Source organism: Acinetobacter sp. YH12069 (genome assembly GCF_013419675.1).
GTDB classification, from domain to species: Bacteria; Pseudomonadota; Gammaproteobacteria; order Pseudomonadales; family Moraxellaceae; genus Acinetobacter; species Acinetobacter amyesii.
On the sequence record NZ_VOZS01000014.1, the window covers coordinates 83,411 to 100,235 of the forward strand.

General features: G+C 42.2%; 16 protein-coding genes. 10 read left to right on the forward strand and 6 right to left on the reverse strand.

Features of this window, described 5'->3' with window-relative positions; all coding sequences use genetic code 11:
• Window positions 1–72: 72 nt before the first annotated feature.
• The 4 genes from FTU16_RS12040 to FTU16_RS12055 all read right to left on the reverse strand — a co-directional run bounded on the left by FTU16_RS12040 (window position 73) and on the right by FTU16_RS12055 (window position 5,093).
• Complete coding sequence (locus FTU16_RS12040) at window positions 73–1,185, reverse strand: glycosyltransferase family 4 protein (protein WP_180026614.1); 1,113 nt, start codon at window positions 1,183–1,185, stop codon at window positions 73–75.
• A 32-nt stretch (window positions 1,186–1,217) separates the two neighbouring features.
• A complete protein-coding gene (lpxL, locus tag FTU16_RS12045) occupies window positions 1,218–2,153 on the reverse strand; it encodes an LpxL/LpxP family Kdo(2)-lipid IV(A) lauroyl/palmitoleoyl acyltransferase (protein WP_180163336.1) in 936 nt (311 codons plus the stop codon).
• An 87-nt stretch (window positions 2,154–2,240) separates the two neighbouring features.
• Entirely contained in the window at window positions 2,241–3,002 is a 762-nt protein-coding gene (locus tag FTU16_RS12050; protein WP_180163337.1) for a 3-oxoacyl-ACP reductase, read from the reverse strand.
• A 186-nt stretch (window positions 3,003–3,188) separates the two neighbouring features.
• Complete coding sequence (locus tag FTU16_RS12055; protein WP_180163338.1) at window positions 3,189–5,093, reverse strand: ATP-binding cassette domain-containing protein; 1,905 nt, start codon at window positions 5,091–5,093, stop codon at window positions 3,189–3,191.
• Window positions 5,094–5,127: 34 nt separating this feature from the next.
• Here FTU16_RS12055 and FTU16_RS12060 point away from each other — a divergent pair, with 34 nt between their 5' ends.
• The 7 genes from FTU16_RS12060 to FTU16_RS12090 all read left to right on the forward strand — a co-directional run bounded on the left by FTU16_RS12060 (window position 5,128) and on the right by FTU16_RS12090 (window position 12,062).
• Window positions 5,128–5,373, forward strand: coding sequence for a SlyX family protein (locus tag FTU16_RS12060; protein ID WP_078189840.1), 246 nt, complete (start codon window positions 5,128–5,130; stop codon window positions 5,371–5,373).
• A 132-nt stretch (window positions 5,374–5,505) separates the two neighbouring features.
• Window positions 5,506–6,507 (forward strand): hypothetical protein, encoded by a 1,002-nt coding sequence (locus tag FTU16_RS12065; RefSeq protein ID WP_180163339.1) that lies wholly within the window; start codon window positions 5,506–5,508, stop codon window positions 6,505–6,507.
• A 70-nt stretch (window positions 6,508–6,577) separates the two neighbouring features.
• Window positions 6,578–7,027, forward strand: a complete 450-nt coding sequence (locus FTU16_RS12070) for an ammonium transporter (protein WP_180163340.1) — start codon at window positions 6,578–6,580, stop codon at window positions 7,025–7,027.
• A 38-nt stretch (window positions 7,028–7,065) separates the two neighbouring features.
• A complete protein-coding gene (gene topA, locus FTU16_RS12075) occupies window positions 7,066–9,708 on the forward strand; it encodes a type I DNA topoisomerase (RefSeq protein WP_180021116.1) in 2,643 nt (880 codons plus the stop codon).
• Between the two features lie 91 nt (window positions 9,709–9,799).
• Complete coding sequence (locus tag FTU16_RS12080; RefSeq protein ID WP_180163341.1) at window positions 9,800–10,603, forward strand: NYN domain-containing protein; 804 nt, start codon at window positions 9,800–9,802, stop codon at window positions 10,601–10,603.
• 1 nt (window position 10,604) lies between these two features.
• The gene (locus tag FTU16_RS12085) at window positions 10,605–11,363 is read left to right on the forward strand and encodes a hypothetical protein (protein WP_180163342.1); all 759 of its coding nucleotides are present in this window, start codon (window positions 10,605–10,607) and stop codon (window positions 11,361–11,363) included.
• A 126-nt stretch (window positions 11,364–11,489) separates the two neighbouring features.
• Window positions 11,490–12,062 (forward strand): HdeD family acid-resistance protein, encoded by a 573-nt coding sequence (locus FTU16_RS12090; RefSeq protein ID WP_180128346.1) that lies wholly within the window; start codon window positions 11,490–11,492, stop codon window positions 12,060–12,062.
• Between the two features lie 77 nt (window positions 12,063–12,139).
• On the opposite strand, the gene FTU16_RS12095 is transcribed toward FTU16_RS12090, so the two are convergent.
• Window positions 12,140–12,589: a carboxymuconolactone decarboxylase family protein gene (locus tag FTU16_RS12095; protein ID WP_180163343.1), complete on the reverse strand. Its 450-nt coding sequence runs from the start codon at window positions 12,587–12,589 to the stop codon at window positions 12,140–12,142.
• 83 nt (window positions 12,590–12,672) lie between these two features.
• Between FTU16_RS12095 and FTU16_RS12100 the strand changes: the two genes are divergently transcribed.
• Complete coding sequence (locus FTU16_RS12100) at window positions 12,673–13,803, forward strand: glycerate kinase (protein WP_180163344.1); 1,131 nt, start codon at window positions 12,673–12,675, stop codon at window positions 13,801–13,803.
• A gap of 65 nt (window positions 13,804–13,868) precedes the next feature.
• Here FTU16_RS12100 and FTU16_RS12105 read toward each other — a convergent pair whose 3' ends face one another.
• Window positions 13,869–14,165: a hypothetical protein gene (locus tag FTU16_RS12105; RefSeq protein ID WP_180163345.1), complete on the reverse strand. Its 297-nt coding sequence runs from the start codon at window positions 14,163–14,165 to the stop codon at window positions 13,869–13,871.
• A gap of 185 nt (window positions 14,166–14,350) precedes the next feature.
• On the opposite strand from FTU16_RS12105, the gene FTU16_RS12110 reads away from it, so the two are divergent.
• Window positions 14,351–16,339, forward strand: coding sequence for an ATP-dependent helicase (locus FTU16_RS12110; protein ID WP_180163346.1), 1,989 nt, complete (start codon window positions 14,351–14,353; stop codon window positions 16,337–16,339).
• An 86-nt stretch (window positions 16,340–16,425) separates the two neighbouring features.
• Entirely contained in the window at window positions 16,426–16,677 is a 252-nt protein-coding gene (locus FTU16_RS12115; RefSeq protein WP_078189697.1) for an RNA-binding protein, read from the forward strand.
• Window positions 16,678–16,825: the final 148 nt, after the last annotated feature.

Sequence of the window (16,825 nt, forward strand, 5' to 3'; positions counted from 1 at the left end):
GATCTAGTTGCTGAATTAAAAAGATTTCCAGAGCGTTATCCTGTACAGCAAAGATCTATGGCGTGTAGTCAATCAAGCTGAATGCTGAGAGACCACTTGCGTATACAACTCCAAAGTCTGATCACACATCTCTTTTAAACTAAACATGCTGATAGGCTGCACGTGTTGTGGTTGGTCTAAATGCAACTTTAAAGTGTCGAGTAATTGTGTTTCATCATCGACAGTGACTAAACCTTGCGAATAGACATTCGATAAAATTTCAGCTACGCCACCACGGTTCCAACCAATCACAGGTGTACCGACAGACAGTGCTTCGAGTACAGTCCGTCCAAAGGTTTCCGCTTGGCTCGACAAAGATAAAACCAAATCGCTAAAAGCTAACCATTCACGGATATCTGAACGGTGACCGACAAAAGTAATCCGATCACTCAGTCCTTTCGCCGCAATGCTGTCTTGCATTTCTTGTAAATAAGCTGCTTTTTTCGGATCAGCACCCCCGACCACCACCGCATGTACGTCGGGATACTGTGTTTGTAGCTGTTCCATTAAATGGATCAGGGTTTCATGACCTTTCAAACGGGTGATACGGCCTGGTAAGCAAATCAGACGCTTATTTTCTAGTTCAGGGAAATCTTTTAGGGTTTGATTGAGCCACTGTGCTGAGGGTTGATAACCATGCGGAAAAGCAGCGGGGTCAATGCCACGATAAATACGCACAATGTCCTTGGTAGGACAGTTTTTGTAGTTGTCCGTGATGTATTTGACAACACTATCCGAGACCGCAATGACTTTTTCAGCCTGCGTCATGATTTGACTGTAGCGATTTATCGAATAAAAGCCATGTACAGTTGAAATCAGGTGAGGTCGTTTGTTTGCAGGAATCTCTTTGAGGGCAAAATGCGTGAGCCACGCGGGGACACGTGAGCGCACATGCACGATATCTGGTTGATGTTGCTCAATCAGTTTACGTAGAGGACGAATTTGCCATAAGCTTGATAAGGCTTTTTTATGGATTGCGAGTGTGAGATGAGTTGAGCCTTCGGCTTCCAATTGAGTCACCATACGGCCACCATTTGAAACCACTAAGGACTCATGACCGGCGGTCACTAAAGCACGAGCTATTTCTAAGGTTCCTCGCTCGACACCACCACTGTTCAATTCAGGTAAAAGCTGCATCACTTTCATAGCATTTCTCTTTTTTATGTGCTGAGTTGAACTCAATAGATTTTGTCATAGCCTTGTGGGCGGGTTTTAAAGCGGCGATGGAACCACATGTATTGTGTCGGTGCGATTCGCAGCTGATTTTCAATAATTTTATTGGTTCGAATAGCATCCGAAACTTCATCGTCACTCGGAAAATTGTCTAAAGCAGGTTCAATCAGCACATGATATTGAGGGTTGCTGATGTCGCCGTCTCGATAAAAATACAATGGGATCGCTACCGCTTTAGCAATTTTTAATAAGCGACGATGCGCAGTAACAGTGGCTGCGGGAGTACCAAAAAACGGAGCCATGACCCCTTGTTTTAAACCAAAGTCTTGATCGGGACTGTACCAAATGGCATGGCCATTTTTCAGATTGCGAATTAAGCCACGCATATCATCATGGTCGATTTGGTTGGCATAGATGGTGGCACGGCAACGCACAATCAACATATCCAACAGCGGATTATTTTGCGGACGATAAACCACATCCGGCTCAAAGAACTGTGCGCATAAATAGCCACCAGCATCGAGCAGGGTAGAATGTGTGCCGAGGAGTAAAATACCTTTGCCTTCAGCTTGTGCATTTTGAATATGTTCTAAGCCTTCAATTTGCACCCGATTTTTGAACCACTGCGGGCTGTACCATGCATTTAAGGTTTCAAAAATACCAATCATTTGGTCGATAAAAACCTGTCTTGCATTGGCTTCAACCTGTTCTGCCGTCCATTCAGGAAAGCAAACTTCCAAGTTGCGAATCGTGGTTTTACGACGTGATTTGAGATTATTAAATGCAACAGAACCGAGGAATTGCCCAAGGCGATACTGAATTGCCCATGGAAGAATCGCCAAAATCATAAGAAATACAATCCCTATCCAAATTCCCCAATACTGAGGAAGTAAGAAAGACCATTGGAATTTTCCGGGTTGATATGTTGGCTTTTGACTCATAGGGCTAAATCAAAGATTAAAAAATAGGGTTCAGTTTAGCATGAAGCTGAATTGAAAGAGAAAGTTCAAACTCATGCTGCGCTAGACTTAACCTTTGACTAAACCGCCATCGACAATCAAATTCTGCCCGGTGACTGCACGTGAGTAAGGGGACAAGAACATCATGATGGCCGCAGCAAATTCTTCAGGCGTGGTCACTGTGCGTAAAGGTGTTGATGCCGCAATTAAATCAAACACGGCATCGGGTGTGGCTTTACTGGCATCGGTGCTTTGTAATAAGCCGCCTGAAAGCATATTGACGTTAATCCCAAACTCACCTAGCTCATGCGCCGCTGTGCGAGTGAAGGCCAAAAGTGCCGCTTTTGCTGCAGTGTAGTCGTGGTAAGGCACGACGGGGTTTTGTACTAGGTTGGTACCAATATTGACAATGCGACCAAAACCCTGTGCTTTCATATTGGGAAGCGCCGCTTGCGTGGTGTTGAGTGCAGCGACGACTGCGCCATCAAACTGTTGCTGTAAGTGCTGTGCAGTCAGTTCTTCCATTTTAGGACGGGCATCGCCATTAAATTGAAAATGGATGAGGGCATTATTCACGACAGAGGTGATTGCGGTACCAAAATGTACTTCCGCCGCCGCAAAAAGCTGTTCTACTTGAGCTTTATCGGTGACATCTGCTTGATAGGCAAACACTTGCTGAGGAAATGCGGTCGCCAACTGTTCTGCTGCAGTTTGACTGGATAGATAGTTCACGACCACGCGTGCGCCTTCAGCAATTAACGTTTGGCTAATTGCCAAACCGAGGCCACGTGCGCCCCCTGTAACCAAGACAATTTGATCTGAAATTTGCATGCTCGTGACTCAATCTTATGTTGAACGTCACCATAGCAAGCTTTTCACATTAGCGGAATCGTCTTTACAAACGCTGTATGCTCCAATTTAAAACAGCGTCATTTAGGTTAGCCATCCAGTCGAGTCATATGACATAAAAAAAGCCGTATCGAAATACGGCTTTTTCTGTATGGAATCTTTGTGGACTTAGCCTTTAGCAAGTGTTTCTAGCTCATCTAGACGTTCCATTTTTTCCAGCATTTCGTCATCAATTTCAGCTAGACGCTGTGATGCTTTGGTCGCAGCATTAGCGTTAGTCATAAACCAAGAACCGTCAGCTAATTTTTCAGACAATTCAGCTTGCTCTTGTTCCAATGCTTCAATTTCAGTCGGCAGTTGTTCTAGGGCACGTTGGTCTTTATAGCTGAGCTTGACTTTTTTAGGCACGGCAGCGGCAGCCGCGGCTTCGGCTTTAGCCATGGCTTTTTTCACATCGCTTTTTTGATCCACGACAGTTTGGTCAGGACGCTGTTCCAAATAGTCTTGGTAACCTCCGATGTATTCATCGATTTGACCTTTACCATCAAAGACCCAAGTTGATGTCACCACGTTGTCCATAAAGGCACGGTCATGCGAAATCAGTAACAGTGTGCCTTTGTAAGCGCTGAGCATTTCTTCCAACAGTTCAAGAGTTACCATATCCAAGTCGTTGGTCGGTTCGTCCATCACGATAAGGTTCGATGGTTTCAGTAGCAGTTTAGCCAACAGAATACGGTTACGCTCACCCCCAGAAAGTGCTTTAACTGGTGTACGTGCGCGTTCTGGAGAGAATAAAAAGTCTTGTAAATAACTATAGATGTGACGACGGCTACCATTGACATCGACATGGTCTGAGCCTTCAGAAACGTTATCTTTCACTGATTTTTCAAGATCAAGTGCATTTCGAAGCTGATCAAAGTAAGCAACTTCAAGCTGTGTACCTGTTTTTACTGTACCAGTATGTTCTTGCTCACCCAAAATAGCTTTGATAAGAGTGGTTTTACCCACACCGTTGTCACCGACTAAGCCGATACGGTCACCACGTAATACCAGTGCCGAGAAATCTTTGATGATTGGCGCGCTGTTGCCAAATTGCACAGCTAAGTTTTCAATTTCAAAGACCACTTTACCTGAGCGCTGCGCATCTTGCGTTGCCATGCTCACTTTGCCTTGTTGTGAACGGCGCGCTTTAGACTCTTCACGCAATGCTTTTAAGGCACGAACACGACCTTCGTTACGGGTACGACGCGCTTTAATGCCCTGACGAATCCATACTTCTTCTTCAGCGAGTTTTTTATCGAATAGCGCATTTTGCTTTTCTTCCGCTTCCATTTGCTGAGCTTTGAGTTCGAGGTAACGTGAATAGTTACCTTCATAGCTACGCAAAATGCCGCGGTCAAGTTCCACAATACGGGTTGCGATGCTGTCGACAAATGAACGGTCATGCGAAATAAACAACAGGGTTAAGTTGTTTTGATCAAGCAGGAATTTTTCGAGCCATTCAATACTTTCAACGTCCAAATGGTTGGTCGGTTCGTCGAGTAGTAATACGTCGGGCTGCGTCAAGAGAGCACGTGCCAATAAAACACGACGCTTACGACCACCAGACAAATCTGCAAGGTCAGCTTCTGGGTCTAGGCCCATTTTACTGAGGATGGCATTCACTTTAGTTTCAAGTGACCAGCCATCCATTTGATCCATCTGATGTTGTAGGTTACCCATGCGCTCACAGGCGTCCATATCACCGAGTACGCAGGCTTCGCTGGCTTCATGATAAGCACGCAGTACAGTAGCGGCTTCACCTGCACCATCGGCAACAATATCAGCAACTTTGCCCGAATCCATGGGCACATCTTGAGCAAGCATTGAAATCGTAATGCCATTTTGCAATGAAACTTCACCCCCGTCTGGCAATAAAGTTCCCTCAATCAGTTTAAGTAAAGTAGACTTACCTTCACCATTACGACCGATTAGACACACTCGCTCGCCACGTTCTAAACTGAAGTTCGCGCCGTCGAGTAGGGAAGGTCCGCCAAATGCAAGCTGGACGTCCCTTAAAGTAATATAGGCCATAATGTTTCCTGAAATCTTATATGAGGAGTGTAAATTGACTACACAACAAAATCTTGATGAACAGGCGTCATTTTCCGCACCCATTGAAGATTTGCAAGTCCGAATTGCATTTTTAGATGATTTAGTTGACCAACTGAATGATCAAGTTGCGCGTCAAAACGCCGAAATCGCTGATTTAAAGAAACAAATGCAGATGTTGTATCGTCGTATTGAATCGGCAGATTTATCTGAAGGCATCGCGGCATTTGACCCGATGACCAACCGCCCACCGCATTATTAATGTCACTATTGAATGACAGGCAGATGACGAATCAGCGCCAAAGCTGTGGATTGGTGTAAATTTATTTGACCTTTTGCAGCGTGACAGGTCTAATGCACCGCATCTGCTGATCGAAACCCATTATTTCATCTCATGAGTCAAAAAGTTGTCCTGCTAGATTTGGAAAATAACCCGCCCACAGCAAATCTATTGCGCAATATCATTGAACATTACAGTACTTTGTATGTGTTTAGCTGCAGCGGAAAATTTGAATATGCACTTGAAGATTTGACTGAAATTGCAGGGTGGATCGCGAGTGGTCAATTGGTGGTTTTGGATATTCCAGAAACACCGCAAAAAGAATTTGAATATGCGGTGATTGTGGGGCAACTGATGGCCTTGATGGATCCAGATGCGCATATTGAAGTCATTTCAGCAATGCCTGATATTGAATTACTGATGGAACAATTGGATGGCTCTGGACTCAGTGTACATCTCATTCAAATTCAGTCAGAACAAGAAGTTTCACATAAAGTGAAGTATAAAATTCCTGACCTAGAAACCATTCGGAATAAACCTGATTTATTACTGATTAAACACTATTGTGATGGTCTGGAAAAACTCAGTGGCAAACCCAACAGTTTGGATAAACTGAAAAACTCATTGATGAATATTTTGCAAGTCTCTAGCGAAAAAGCTCAGCATTTGGTCGGTATGTTGATCAATCTAAAAATCGTCAAACGCTTTGATGAGCAGATTTCGATTCGAAAAAAAGTACTCAAACAATGGGTGCAGCTAGATTTAAATACGACTGCTGAAACAGCATTGCCCATAAAAACAGACCTGAATGCATTTACTGCTTCACTCGAAGATCAAACCTCAAATACTGATGATACGGCATCGATGATTCAGGCTGCACAACAAGGCTTATTTAAAAATTTCAATAAAATTGATCCTGTGCAAATGGAAGTGATCCGAAAATTGCATGAATTAAAGTCAGATAAACCAAAAGATATCTACGCCTTACGTGATTTATTGGAGCAAATGTTCCCACAATCTGATGTTCGACTATTACTTAAAGAGTTGATCGAAAAAGGATATATCTATTGGAATGGTCACGAAGTGCTATATAGCCATGAGATGTTCCTGAATTAATTTTATCGAGTGAACTTGCGTTTTATATTGCGCTTATGCAACTCTAATAAAGGAATATAAAGGTTGTGCTATGGAAAATACTGGAATCTGGGTTACCGTTTTTATTGTGGTCTTTGTACTTGGGTCGATTTTTGGACTTCGAGTAAATCCTAGAGAAAAAGCCTTGGGCATTATGCGCGAGAAGGCGCGTAAGATGGGGCTGCACCCACGTTTAGTGGCTGCACCTGCTTGGACCAAGATTCCAATGGCATCTGAAAAGCGTGCCAGTATGGTGGCGTATTACAGTGTGCTGATTCCAGATGCGCGTTTGCCTTTAATGCGTGCTTTAGTGGTCGATGACAAACTTGAACTGGTGCATGGTGATAACAAGTTCAAGGATTTAGCCATTACATTAAAGGGCATTTATGCTATTGATATGCAGGCAAACTGTGTAGGACTCTATTGGAACGAAGAATCTGACTTAAGAGCCACACAGCTTGAAGATATGAAAGCATTTTTACATTCATTGGCTGAACTTTAAATTTTAAAAAACCTATTAAACAGGAATGATGGTTAACTATGGCGAACGCTCCTCGGTCCACATCTAAAAGTACCACAGCAAAATCTGCCGATGCTGGGAAAAAGCGTGCGTTAGTGATTGTGGAATCGCCTGCAAAAGCGAAAACAATCAATAAATATTTGGGCTCTGATTACATCGTAAAATCATCGGTGGGTCATGTCCGTGATTTACCTACAGGTGGCTCTGCGAAAACAGCAGAGAAAAAGCCAGTAACTCGTGCGAAATTAACTGAAGCTGAAAAAGCCAAAAAAGCACAAAAAGCTTTGGTTAATCGTATGGGGGTAGACCCTGAAAATGACTGGAAGGCACAGTACGAAGTCCTACCGGGTAAAGAACATGTTGTTGCGGAACTGAAAAAGCTTGCATCGCAAGTTGACGAGGTCTATCTCGCAACGGATATGGATAGGGAAGGAGAAGCAATTGCTTGGCATTTAAAAGAAGTAATTGGCGGTGACGACTCACGTTATCAACGTGTGGTGTTCAACGAAATTACCAAAAATGCCATCCAAGAAGCGTTTAAACATCCTTCTCGCCTGGATACAGATAAAGTCAATGCTCAGCAAGCCCGTCGTTTCCTCGACCGTATTGTGGGCTTTATGATCTCGCCACTCTTATGGGAAAAAATCGCCCGTGGTTTATCGGCAGGTCGTGTGCAATCTGTGGCTGTTAAACTTGTGGTTGAGCGTGAACGTGAAATTCGTGCCTTCGTTCCAGAAGAATTTTGGCAAGTTTTTGCAGATACCAAGTCGAAGAAAGACGATATCCGCTTAGAAGCGGTGAAGCAAAATGGCAAGACTTTAAAACTGCACAATAAAGCTGAAACGGATGCTTTACTGAACCTGATTAAAGATGCCGACTACACAGTTTCAGCACGTGAAGACAAACCAACCAAGGTTAATCCAAGCGCGCCTTACATCACGTCTACATTGCAACAAGCAGCAAGTACACGTTTAGGTTTTTCTGTGAAGAAAACCATGATGTTGGCACAGCGGTTATATGAAGCCGGCTTTATTACCTACATGCGTACAGACTCAACATTCTTGAGTGATGACGCTGTAAATATGGTTCGTGGTCATATTGAAACTGAGTTTGGTCAAAAATATTTACCGGCTAAACCAAATCGCTACGGCAATAAAGCTGGTGCGCAAGAAGCCCATGAAGCGATTCGTCCATCAAATGTCGCGCTAAAAGGCGATAGTTTGGTGGGTGTAGAGCGTGATGCACAGCGTCTTTATGACTTGATCTGGCGTCAGTTCGTTGCATGTCAAATGACCCCTGCAGAATATTTATCATCAACGATTTTAGTCAATGCCAATGGCGTCGAACTCAAAGCCAAAGGTCGTACATTGGTCTTTGATGGTTTCACTAAAGTGCGTGGCCAAAACAAATCGGATGATGATGTACTGCTTCCTGCTGTAAAAGTCGGTGAATTACTGAAACTTGAAAAATTAGACCCATCTCAACACTTTACTAAACCACCTGCGCGCTTCACTGAAGCATCATTGGTCAAAGAGCTTGAGAAAAAAGGGATTGGTCGTCCATCGACGTATGCTGCGATTATCTCAACCATTCAAGACCGTGGTTATGTGAAGCTCGATAACCGTCGTTTGTTCGCCGAGAAAATGGGTGAAATCGTGACAGACCGTCTCGATGAAAACTTTAATAACTTGATGAACTATGCATTCACGGCAGATCTTGAAGGTCAGCTGGATAAAGTCGCTGATGGTGATCGTAACTGGAAAGAGTTACTCAATAGCTTCTACGGTGATTTTAAAACACGTTTAACCACAGCTCAGGGTGAAAATGGCATGCGCCGTAATTTACCTGTAGAAGTGGATGCGGTGCACTGTAAAGAATGTGATCGTCCGATGCAGATTCGTACAGGGACTACAGGCGTGTTCTTGGGTTGTTCAGGTTATAACTTACCGCCAAAAGAGCGTTGTAAGGGAACTTTAAACCTGACACCTGTAGAATCATTGGCTGCACTGTCTGACGATGACTCGGCAGAAACAGCAGATTTGATGTCGAAAAAACGTTGTCCAATCTGTGAAACAGCCATGGATAGCTATGTGATTGATGGTGGGCGTAAGTTGCATATCTGTGGTAATAACCCAGACTGCGCTGGTTTTGAGCTTGAAGAAGGTGAGTTCAAAATCAAAGGTTATGATGGCCCAACTATTCCTTGCGACAAGTGTGATGGCGAAATGCAATTGAAGACAGGCCGTTTCGGTCCATACTTTGCGTGTAATAGCTGTGACAATACACGTAAAGTGTTGAAGAGCGGTCAGCCGGCACCTCCACGTGTAGATCCAATTAAAATGGAACACTTACGTTCAACCAAACATGATGACTTCTTTGTCCTTCGTGATGGCGCAGCAGGTTTATTCTTAGCTGCAAGTAAGTTCCCGAAAGTACGTGAAACTCGTGCGCCTAAAGTCGCGGAACTACGTTCTGTCGCAGATCAGTTGGATGCGAAATATCAGTTTATCTTGCAAGCACCGGATGTCGATCCTGAAGGAAACCCAACATTGGTGAAATTCAGCCGTAAGAATCAAGCACAATATATTGGTTCTGAAAATGCTGAAGGCAAACAAACCAAATGGTCTTTGGTGTACCAAGACGGTAAGTGGGTTGAAGCTTAAGCTTTAAAACCAATAAAGTGCTGACTTCGGTCGGCATTTTTTATGTCAGAATTAATCAAAATTTAAATGATAAAAATGATTGGGGGGAATAGTGGAAATTCAAACGAAAAAGTTTGCTGTACTCATAGATGCGGATAACTCATCGATCAATGCTATTCCATATGTGTTGGAAGAAGTTGCAAAATATGGAATCGCAAGTGTTAAACGGGTTTATGGAGATTGGAGCAGCGAAACCTTAAAAAATTGGCGTGAAGTCTTACTTCCTCATGCCATCACACCTGTTCAGCAGTTTGCTTACACAAAGGGCAAAGATGCAACGGATATGATTTTGATCATTGATGCGATGGATTTGCTGTACGCAGGTGCATTGGATGGCTTTTGTATTGTTTCAAGCGACAGTGATTTTACCCCTTTAGCATCTAGAATTCGTGAAAATGGGCTAAGTGTTTACGGTTTTGGAAAAAAGTCGACGCCAGAGGCATTTAAAAAAGCATGTGATAAATTTATTTATGTTGAAAACTTACTGCAAGATAATGAGCTAAAAAATACTGAAGAAGATCTTATTGTTTCACCAATTAAAGAAGTCATTGAAAATACAAAAGTAAGTGAACCAAAGCCATCTGTGCAGATTAAAGAGAATACAATCACTGAAATCATTGATAAACCCACTTTAAATTTGATTTATAAAGCTGTGAAAGATAATGCGGATGAAAATGGATGGGCCAATTTAAGTATGGTTGGGCAATATATCAGCGCAGTCAAACCTGACTTTGATTCTAGAAACTACGGTCGAGCAAAATTATCTGGACTAATTAAAACGCTAAATTTGTTTGAAACAAAAATAGAAATGAGTCAAATGTATTTAAGAAAGATAAAAAAGCAGAGTACGATTTAAAATGTGGAAAAAAATTCGGGTACTGTGCTTATTGCTGATTTTATTGGTTGTCGCAGTCAATGCCTATAAAGACAAAAATCAAGACTGGAGTAAACCGATCTTTGTATTGTTACATCCAATTAATGCAGATGGTCGAGAGAGCACACAAGCTTATATACAGCAGCTCTCTGTCAATGATTTAAATGATGTTCAACAATATTTACAAGCGACAGCACAGAAATACCGAGGGCAACCGACTTATGTGTATTTTAAGTTAGGTCGCGAGCTGAAAGTTTTACCTCCCAAAGTACCCAATGATGCTGGCATGTTGGACATTATCTTATGGAGTTTGAAATTCCGCTACTATGCTTGGCAGCAGCATGAAAATGTAGATGGTGTTTCGAGTGTCACGCTATTTTTAAATTATTACGATCCGACCCAAACCAAAGAACTTAAACATTCCACAGCCTTGGAAAATGGTCGAATTGGATCGGTGAATTTATTTGCATCGAATAAACAGACAGCGCAGAATAAAATCGTTTTAGCCCATGAGTTATTACACGCTTTTGGTGCAACTGATAAATATGATTTGGCCACAGGTCAGCCTATCTTCCCTGTCGGTTATGCAGAACCTGAGCGGCAGCCTTTGTTTCCACAAAGCAAAGCTGAACTGATGGCAGGGCATATTCCTACCTCACAGACGCAAAGTAAAATGCCTGAAGATTTAGCTGATACTGTGGTGAATGACGTCACAGCGATTGAAGTGGGATGGAAAAAATAATGTGGATAAAACCTATCTTATCCACAGTCTAAGTCAGCAGTGTGGATAAGATTTGGACTTTTCTTTCATTTTTCTTCATCATAAAGTTGCATAATCCATTGAATAACGAATAACTTGAGAAAAAACATGAGAACAGTAGGCAACGATTTAATTCGCAGTCAGCTCCATGAAAACCGTAAGTGGTATCTCGGTTTAGGTGCTTTATTGGTGGTCTTCGGATTGGTCCTTTTGGCAGCTTTGCCATTTGCGACACTTACGGTGATTTATATTTTTGGTGTGCTGATGATGTTAGGTGGCGTAATCCATTTCATTGCAGCATTTAAAATTTTTGAAGGCGGTTACCGCTGGTTCTGGGCACTATTTGGTGTGCTGTATTTGGTCGCAGGTTATTATGCATTTACAACGCCTGTCAAAACGGCCATTGTCCTGACCAATTTATTGGCGATTATCTTGATTATTGCAGGGGTCATTCGTATCTTTAATGCTGTGCTATTTCGAGCATTTCAAGGTTGGGGATGGACGCTATTTTCAGGGCTATTGACCTTGATTACGGGGGTGATCATTTTGATTTCGCCTGATGCGCCATTTTGGGTATTAGGATTATTCTTGGCGGTTGATATTTTATTCCAAGGGGTCAACTACCTTACTTTGGCATCTTATATTCGACGTGAAGTGCCGAAAAGCTCGGCAGAGCAGTAAGTTGCTTGCGTCTCCGATAAATAAAAAAAGAGTGCTGAGGCACTCTTTTTTTATTCACTTTTAATGTGTACAACCCGTTAAGGTTTCACGCTATAGCGGCTACTAATTGCAATTCGGTTCCATGTGTTAATGACAATCGCGAGCCATTCAATCGCACTGATTTGATCATCAGTTAAAAATGGTAGGGCATCTTCATAGACGGCATCGGGAACTTGGCCTTCGGCAATCAATGTAATCGCTTCGATCAAGCTCAAAGCTGCACGTTCTTTTTCATCGTAGTACGCAGTTTCACGCCATGCATTGAGTAGGCTAATACGTTCAATGCTTTCACCAGTTTTAAGTGCATCTTGTGCATGCATGCGAATACAGAACGCACATTCGTTGATTTGGGATGCACGTAGTTTGAGTAAATGGGCTAAACCTTCATTAAGACCAGTCTCATTTATTTTTTGCATTGCCAGTGCATCAAGTTCTGCGACTTTTTTATATAGCTCAGGTGCAGACTGACCTAGGTTGATTCGTGACATTTCGAACCTTTCTGATGTTTTTAGATATACCTGCTATTTTAAAACCGTTATGGTTGAGGACAAGTTTTATTTTGAGCATTTAGATGACCACTTTTGTTCTTGCGCCCGATTCATTTAAAGAAAGTATGAGTGCTCAACAAGCCTGTGACGCGATGCAGCGTGCAATTTTAAAGCTCATACCTGACGCCAATGTCATCGCTGTGCCAATGGCAGATGGTGGTGAGGGAACTGTAGATGCGTTACTCAGTGCTTGCGACGGCCAAAAATTGACGATAGCGCTTACAGGTCCTTTGCCCAATCAACGTGTGACGACGTATTTCGGTTTGATCGACGGTGGGAAAACCGCAGTGATTGAAATGGCAAAAGCCAATGGTATTCATCTTGTCGATATTGCTCAGCGAAATCCTTTACTGACGTCAACTTATGGTACGGGCGAAATGATCAAGGCTGCTCTAGACTTCGGAGTAAGTAAAATTATCATTGGCTTGGGCGGGAGTGTGACCAATGATGGCGGTGCAGGTATGGCGCAGGCCTTGGGGGCACAATTTTTAGATGAAAATGGCTTGGAAATAGCAGTTTGTGGTGGTTGTCTCGATCAAATTAACAGTCTTGATTTGACGCAGCTCGACTCACGTTTAGCGCATACAGAAATTATCATTGCCAGCGACGTCATTAATCCACTATGTGGTGAAAATGGTGCAACCCATATCTTTGGCCCGCAAAAAGGCGCAACGCAGGAGATGGTGCGTCAGTTAGATCAGAACCTCAGTCATTATGCCGATGTCGTTGAAGCGACTCTGGGTTGTGCTTTACGTGATGTAGCAGGTGCAGGTGCTGCAGGTGGATTAGGTTTTGGGTTGATGGCTTTTGCAGGTGCATCGATGCAATCAGGTGTGGAATTGGTCATTGAACAATGTCAGTTGAATGAAAAAATAGCACAGGCAGACTATGTGCTGACAGGTGAAGGGAAAATTGATCATCAAACTAAGTTCGGTAAAACGCCATTTGGTGTGGCGCAAGTTGCAAAAAAGTTTAATAAACCTGTGATCGCCTTTACTGGTCTAGTAGGTGAGGGGATAGCAGAACTCTATGATTTAGGTTTCACACAGATTGTTGGGATTAACCCACCAGATTGTAAGTTGGAAGATGCATTAAAATATGCGGAACTAAATTTGGAACATTGCTGTAGAAATGTGATGAGATGTTTGAAATAAAAATCAAGGTAAAATTTATACATGCATCTAGTGAGTTTTAAGATAATCATAGTTAGAAAATATGATTAATTTTGTTGAAAATCTTTGCAATATTTTTCCATTGGTTTTTGATTTTTTGGAATTATATTTTCAATGTTTTTTATATTTTCTATTGCATTTTCTTTTGCCCGTTTCGCTTTTAATAATTCAGAATTCTCTGAAGAAATTTCATATTGTGCTTTACTCATTTTATAAGTTGCACATAAATTATCGGATATAAGCTTATGATTGCCAGAAATTAGAGCTACAGCTAGATCATCATGGAGTTGAATTCCTTTCTGATTATTTTTACTTATCAAGTGATCAAATTCAGTTTGAGTCAATTTTTTTTGCGTAAGATGGATGATTTGTAAATATTAAAAGTAATAAAACTGGCTGAAGGAAATGGCTAATTAGCTTAAAATTTTTCATAAACTTATCTTTTTCTAGTTGTAATTTTGATCCTACATTAACATGTATTTTTTTTCAATCTGCTAAACTATACCTATCCATAAAATGATGAGTACACATGAGTTTAGCCAACCTGATTGATGAATTAAATCCTCAACAAAAACAAGCCGCAACAACAGAAGCACAGCATAGCTTGGTTTTGGCGGGAGCAGGTTGTGGTAAAACCAAAACCATCGTAGCGCGTGCAGCTTATTTAATTGATCAAGGCGTGCCTGCCAATCAAATTCAAATTTTGACTTTTACTCGCCGTGCGGCCAGTGAAATTGTCGCTCGTGTGGAGCTGGCTCTGGGTGAGCAAGCCAAAGGGCTACGCGCATCAACCTTTCATACCTTTTGTATGTACCTATTGCGCCGCATTCCAAAAGCTTTTGGTCTAGAACAGTTTTCGATTATTGATCGTGATGATCAGCTCATGATGTTCCGCCTGATTCGTGGCCGTGATGATAAGAAAAACCCCAATCACTTGCCCAAGCCGAAAGAACTCTGTGATCTGTATTCCTTTGCGCGGAATACGCGTCAAAAACTCAGCATTGCCATGGAAAAGCAAATGCCTGAGTATTTTGCGTTGAAAGATCAAATCGCGGATATCATGAAAGAATACGAAGCTCGTAAACGTGCGCGTAGTTTTTTAGATTATGACGATATCTTGGCGATTGTGGCGAAAGCCTTGGCGGAATCAGATGGACTGGTCGATTATGTCGCTTCAATTTGTCGCCACATGTTGGTTGATGAAATGCAGGATACCAATCCGCTGCAATGGGCGTTACTTGAGCCATTAAAAGAACGTGTCAGCTTGTTCTGTGTCGGCGATGATGCGCAGTCCATTTACGGCTTCCGTGGTGCGGACTTTGAAAACATTCATCATTTCAAAGAGCGTGTACCAGACGCACAGATTTTCAAACTCGAAAAAAATTATCGTTCAACCCAAGAAATTTTAGACTTGTCGAATTGGTTGTTGGATGAAAGCGAAATTAAATATGACAAACGCTTAGATGCCTATCGTGGTGAAGGGATTAAGCCAAAAATGCATATTTTCCCGAATGAGTTTGATGAAGCCAAATGGATTGCCATCGACATCAAAGAGCGTCATTACCTCGAAGGCAGCAAATGGTCGGATCATATGGTGCTTGTGCGTTCAAGCTTTGCTGCTCGTCATATTGAAGCAGCCTGTATTGCCGCAAACGTGCCGTATCGCTTTATTGGCGGAATGAAATTACTTGAAACAGCCCATGTCAAAGACTTGCTCAGTGTGCTGCGTGTAGTGGCCAATCCTTTAGATGATATCGCGTGGATGCGCTTTTTAACCTTGTGGAATGGTGTGGGTGATGTCGGTGCGAGTAAGTTATCGCAGCAGATTTTACTTGAGCCAGAAATGCAAGCCATTGCAACCAAGTTGGAAAATTTTGGCAAAGTACCTGACCAAGCGATTCTGATGATGAAGCAAATGTCGGTGTTGAAAGATCAGGTCAAAGAATGTGTAAGCTTGGCTGTTCAAGCGATTTCTGAGCAGCTAGAAGAAAACTATAAAAAAGATTGGAACCGCCGTCAGGGTGATTTTGATTTGGTGAAACAACTGGCATCCAAACATACGCAGTTGAGTGAATTCTTAGAAGAATATGTCCTTGATCCAGTGTCCATTTCTGAAATTGAACGCCAATCTGACAGTGATGTCGTGACTTTAATTACCATTCATTCGGCAAAAGGAACGGAGCAAAAAGTCTGTTATGTGGCGAATGTCACGCCAGGGCAATACCCGCATGCACGTGCCCAAGGCAATTTCGATGAAGTGGAAGAAGAGCGTCGCGTGTTATATGTAGCGCTGACACGTGCGCAAAATGAACTGATTTTGACTAAGCAAAACTTGAACCACTGGGCGCGTGAAACTGTCGATGAGCAAGGGCGTAAAGTAGAAAGTTACTTTATGAATGATTTAACTCGAAATTTATGTAGTTTGGAAACACACTATAAAACCCGTCAGCAAACCGTAAAAAGTGCGTTAATCGAAAGAAAATCGATTAATTTAGATTTTGGTATCGATCTCGATTAAAATAGATTTTTGACGTGATTTACACGCAAGTTAAAAAGCAAAATAGACAAATGCTTTTTGATGATGCTGTCTATTTGGAAGATTGAATGAAAATTTTAGTACGTAACTTAGAGCGTTCAGTTACTGAAGCTGAATTGGTTGAGCTGTTTAAACCATTTGGCGCAGTAGAGTCTGCTGTTGTTGTTATGGATGCAAGCACAGGTAAATCGAAAGGGTTTGGTTTTGTCGAAATGCCAAATGGTCGTGAAGCTGTAAAAGCGATTAAAGGCCTGAATACTTTGAAAGTCAAAGGTGCGGGTATTCGCGTAAAAGCGGCTGAAGATAAGCCTAAAGCATAAATTTAAAAAGGAGCGTAACGCCACTGCTGTCCCATAGTTTGACTTAAATAAAAAACCTGAGTCCAAAATAGTTAAAATGTAAGTGCTAACAAAGACTTCAACTATAAAGGATTCAGGTTTTGTCACATCAGAATACCGTATTTCATCA

Coding starts and splice junctions, on each gene's coding strand:
- topA (WP_180021116.1), top strand. CDS start 7,066: ATGGCGAACGCTCCTCGGTCCACATCTAAAAGTACCACAGCAAAATCT.
- FTU16_RS12055 (WP_180163338.1), bottom strand. CDS start 5,093: ATGGCCTATATTACTTTAAGGGACGTCCAGCTTGCATTTGGCGGACCT.
- FTU16_RS12065 (WP_180163339.1), top strand. CDS start 5,506: ATGAGTCAAAAAGTTGTCCTGCTAGATTTGGAAAATAACCCGCCCACA.
- FTU16_RS12040 (WP_180026614.1), bottom strand. CDS start 1,185: ATGAAAGTGATGCAGCTTTTACCTGAATTGAACAGTGGTGGTGTCGAG.
- FTU16_RS12115 (WP_078189697.1), top strand. CDS start 16,426: ATGAAAATTTTAGTACGTAACTTAGAGCGTTCAGTTACTGAAGCTGAA.
- FTU16_RS12095 (WP_180163343.1), bottom strand. CDS start 12,589: ATGTCACGAATCAACCTAGGTCAGTCTGCACCTGAGCTATATAAAAAA.
- FTU16_RS12110 (WP_180163346.1), top strand. CDS start 14,351: ATGAGTTTAGCCAACCTGATTGATGAATTAAATCCTCAACAAAAACAA.
- FTU16_RS12085 (WP_180163342.1), top strand. CDS start 10,605: ATGTGGAAAAAAATTCGGGTACTGTGCTTATTGCTGATTTTATTGGTT.
- FTU16_RS12100 (WP_180163344.1), top strand. CDS start 12,673: ATGACCACTTTTGTTCTTGCGCCCGATTCATTTAAAGAAAGTATGAGT.
- FTU16_RS12090 (WP_180128346.1), top strand. CDS start 11,490: ATGAGAACAGTAGGCAACGATTTAATTCGCAGTCAGCTCCATGAAAAC.
- FTU16_RS12050 (WP_180163337.1), bottom strand. CDS start 3,002: ATGCAAATTTCAGATCAAATTGTCTTGGTTACAGGGGGCGCACGTGGC.
- FTU16_RS12070 (WP_180163340.1), top strand. CDS start 6,578: ATGGAAAATACTGGAATCTGGGTTACCGTTTTTATTGTGGTCTTTGTA.
- lpxL (WP_180163336.1), bottom strand. CDS start 2,153: ATGAGTCAAAAGCCAACATATCAACCCGGAAAATTCCAATGGTCTTTC.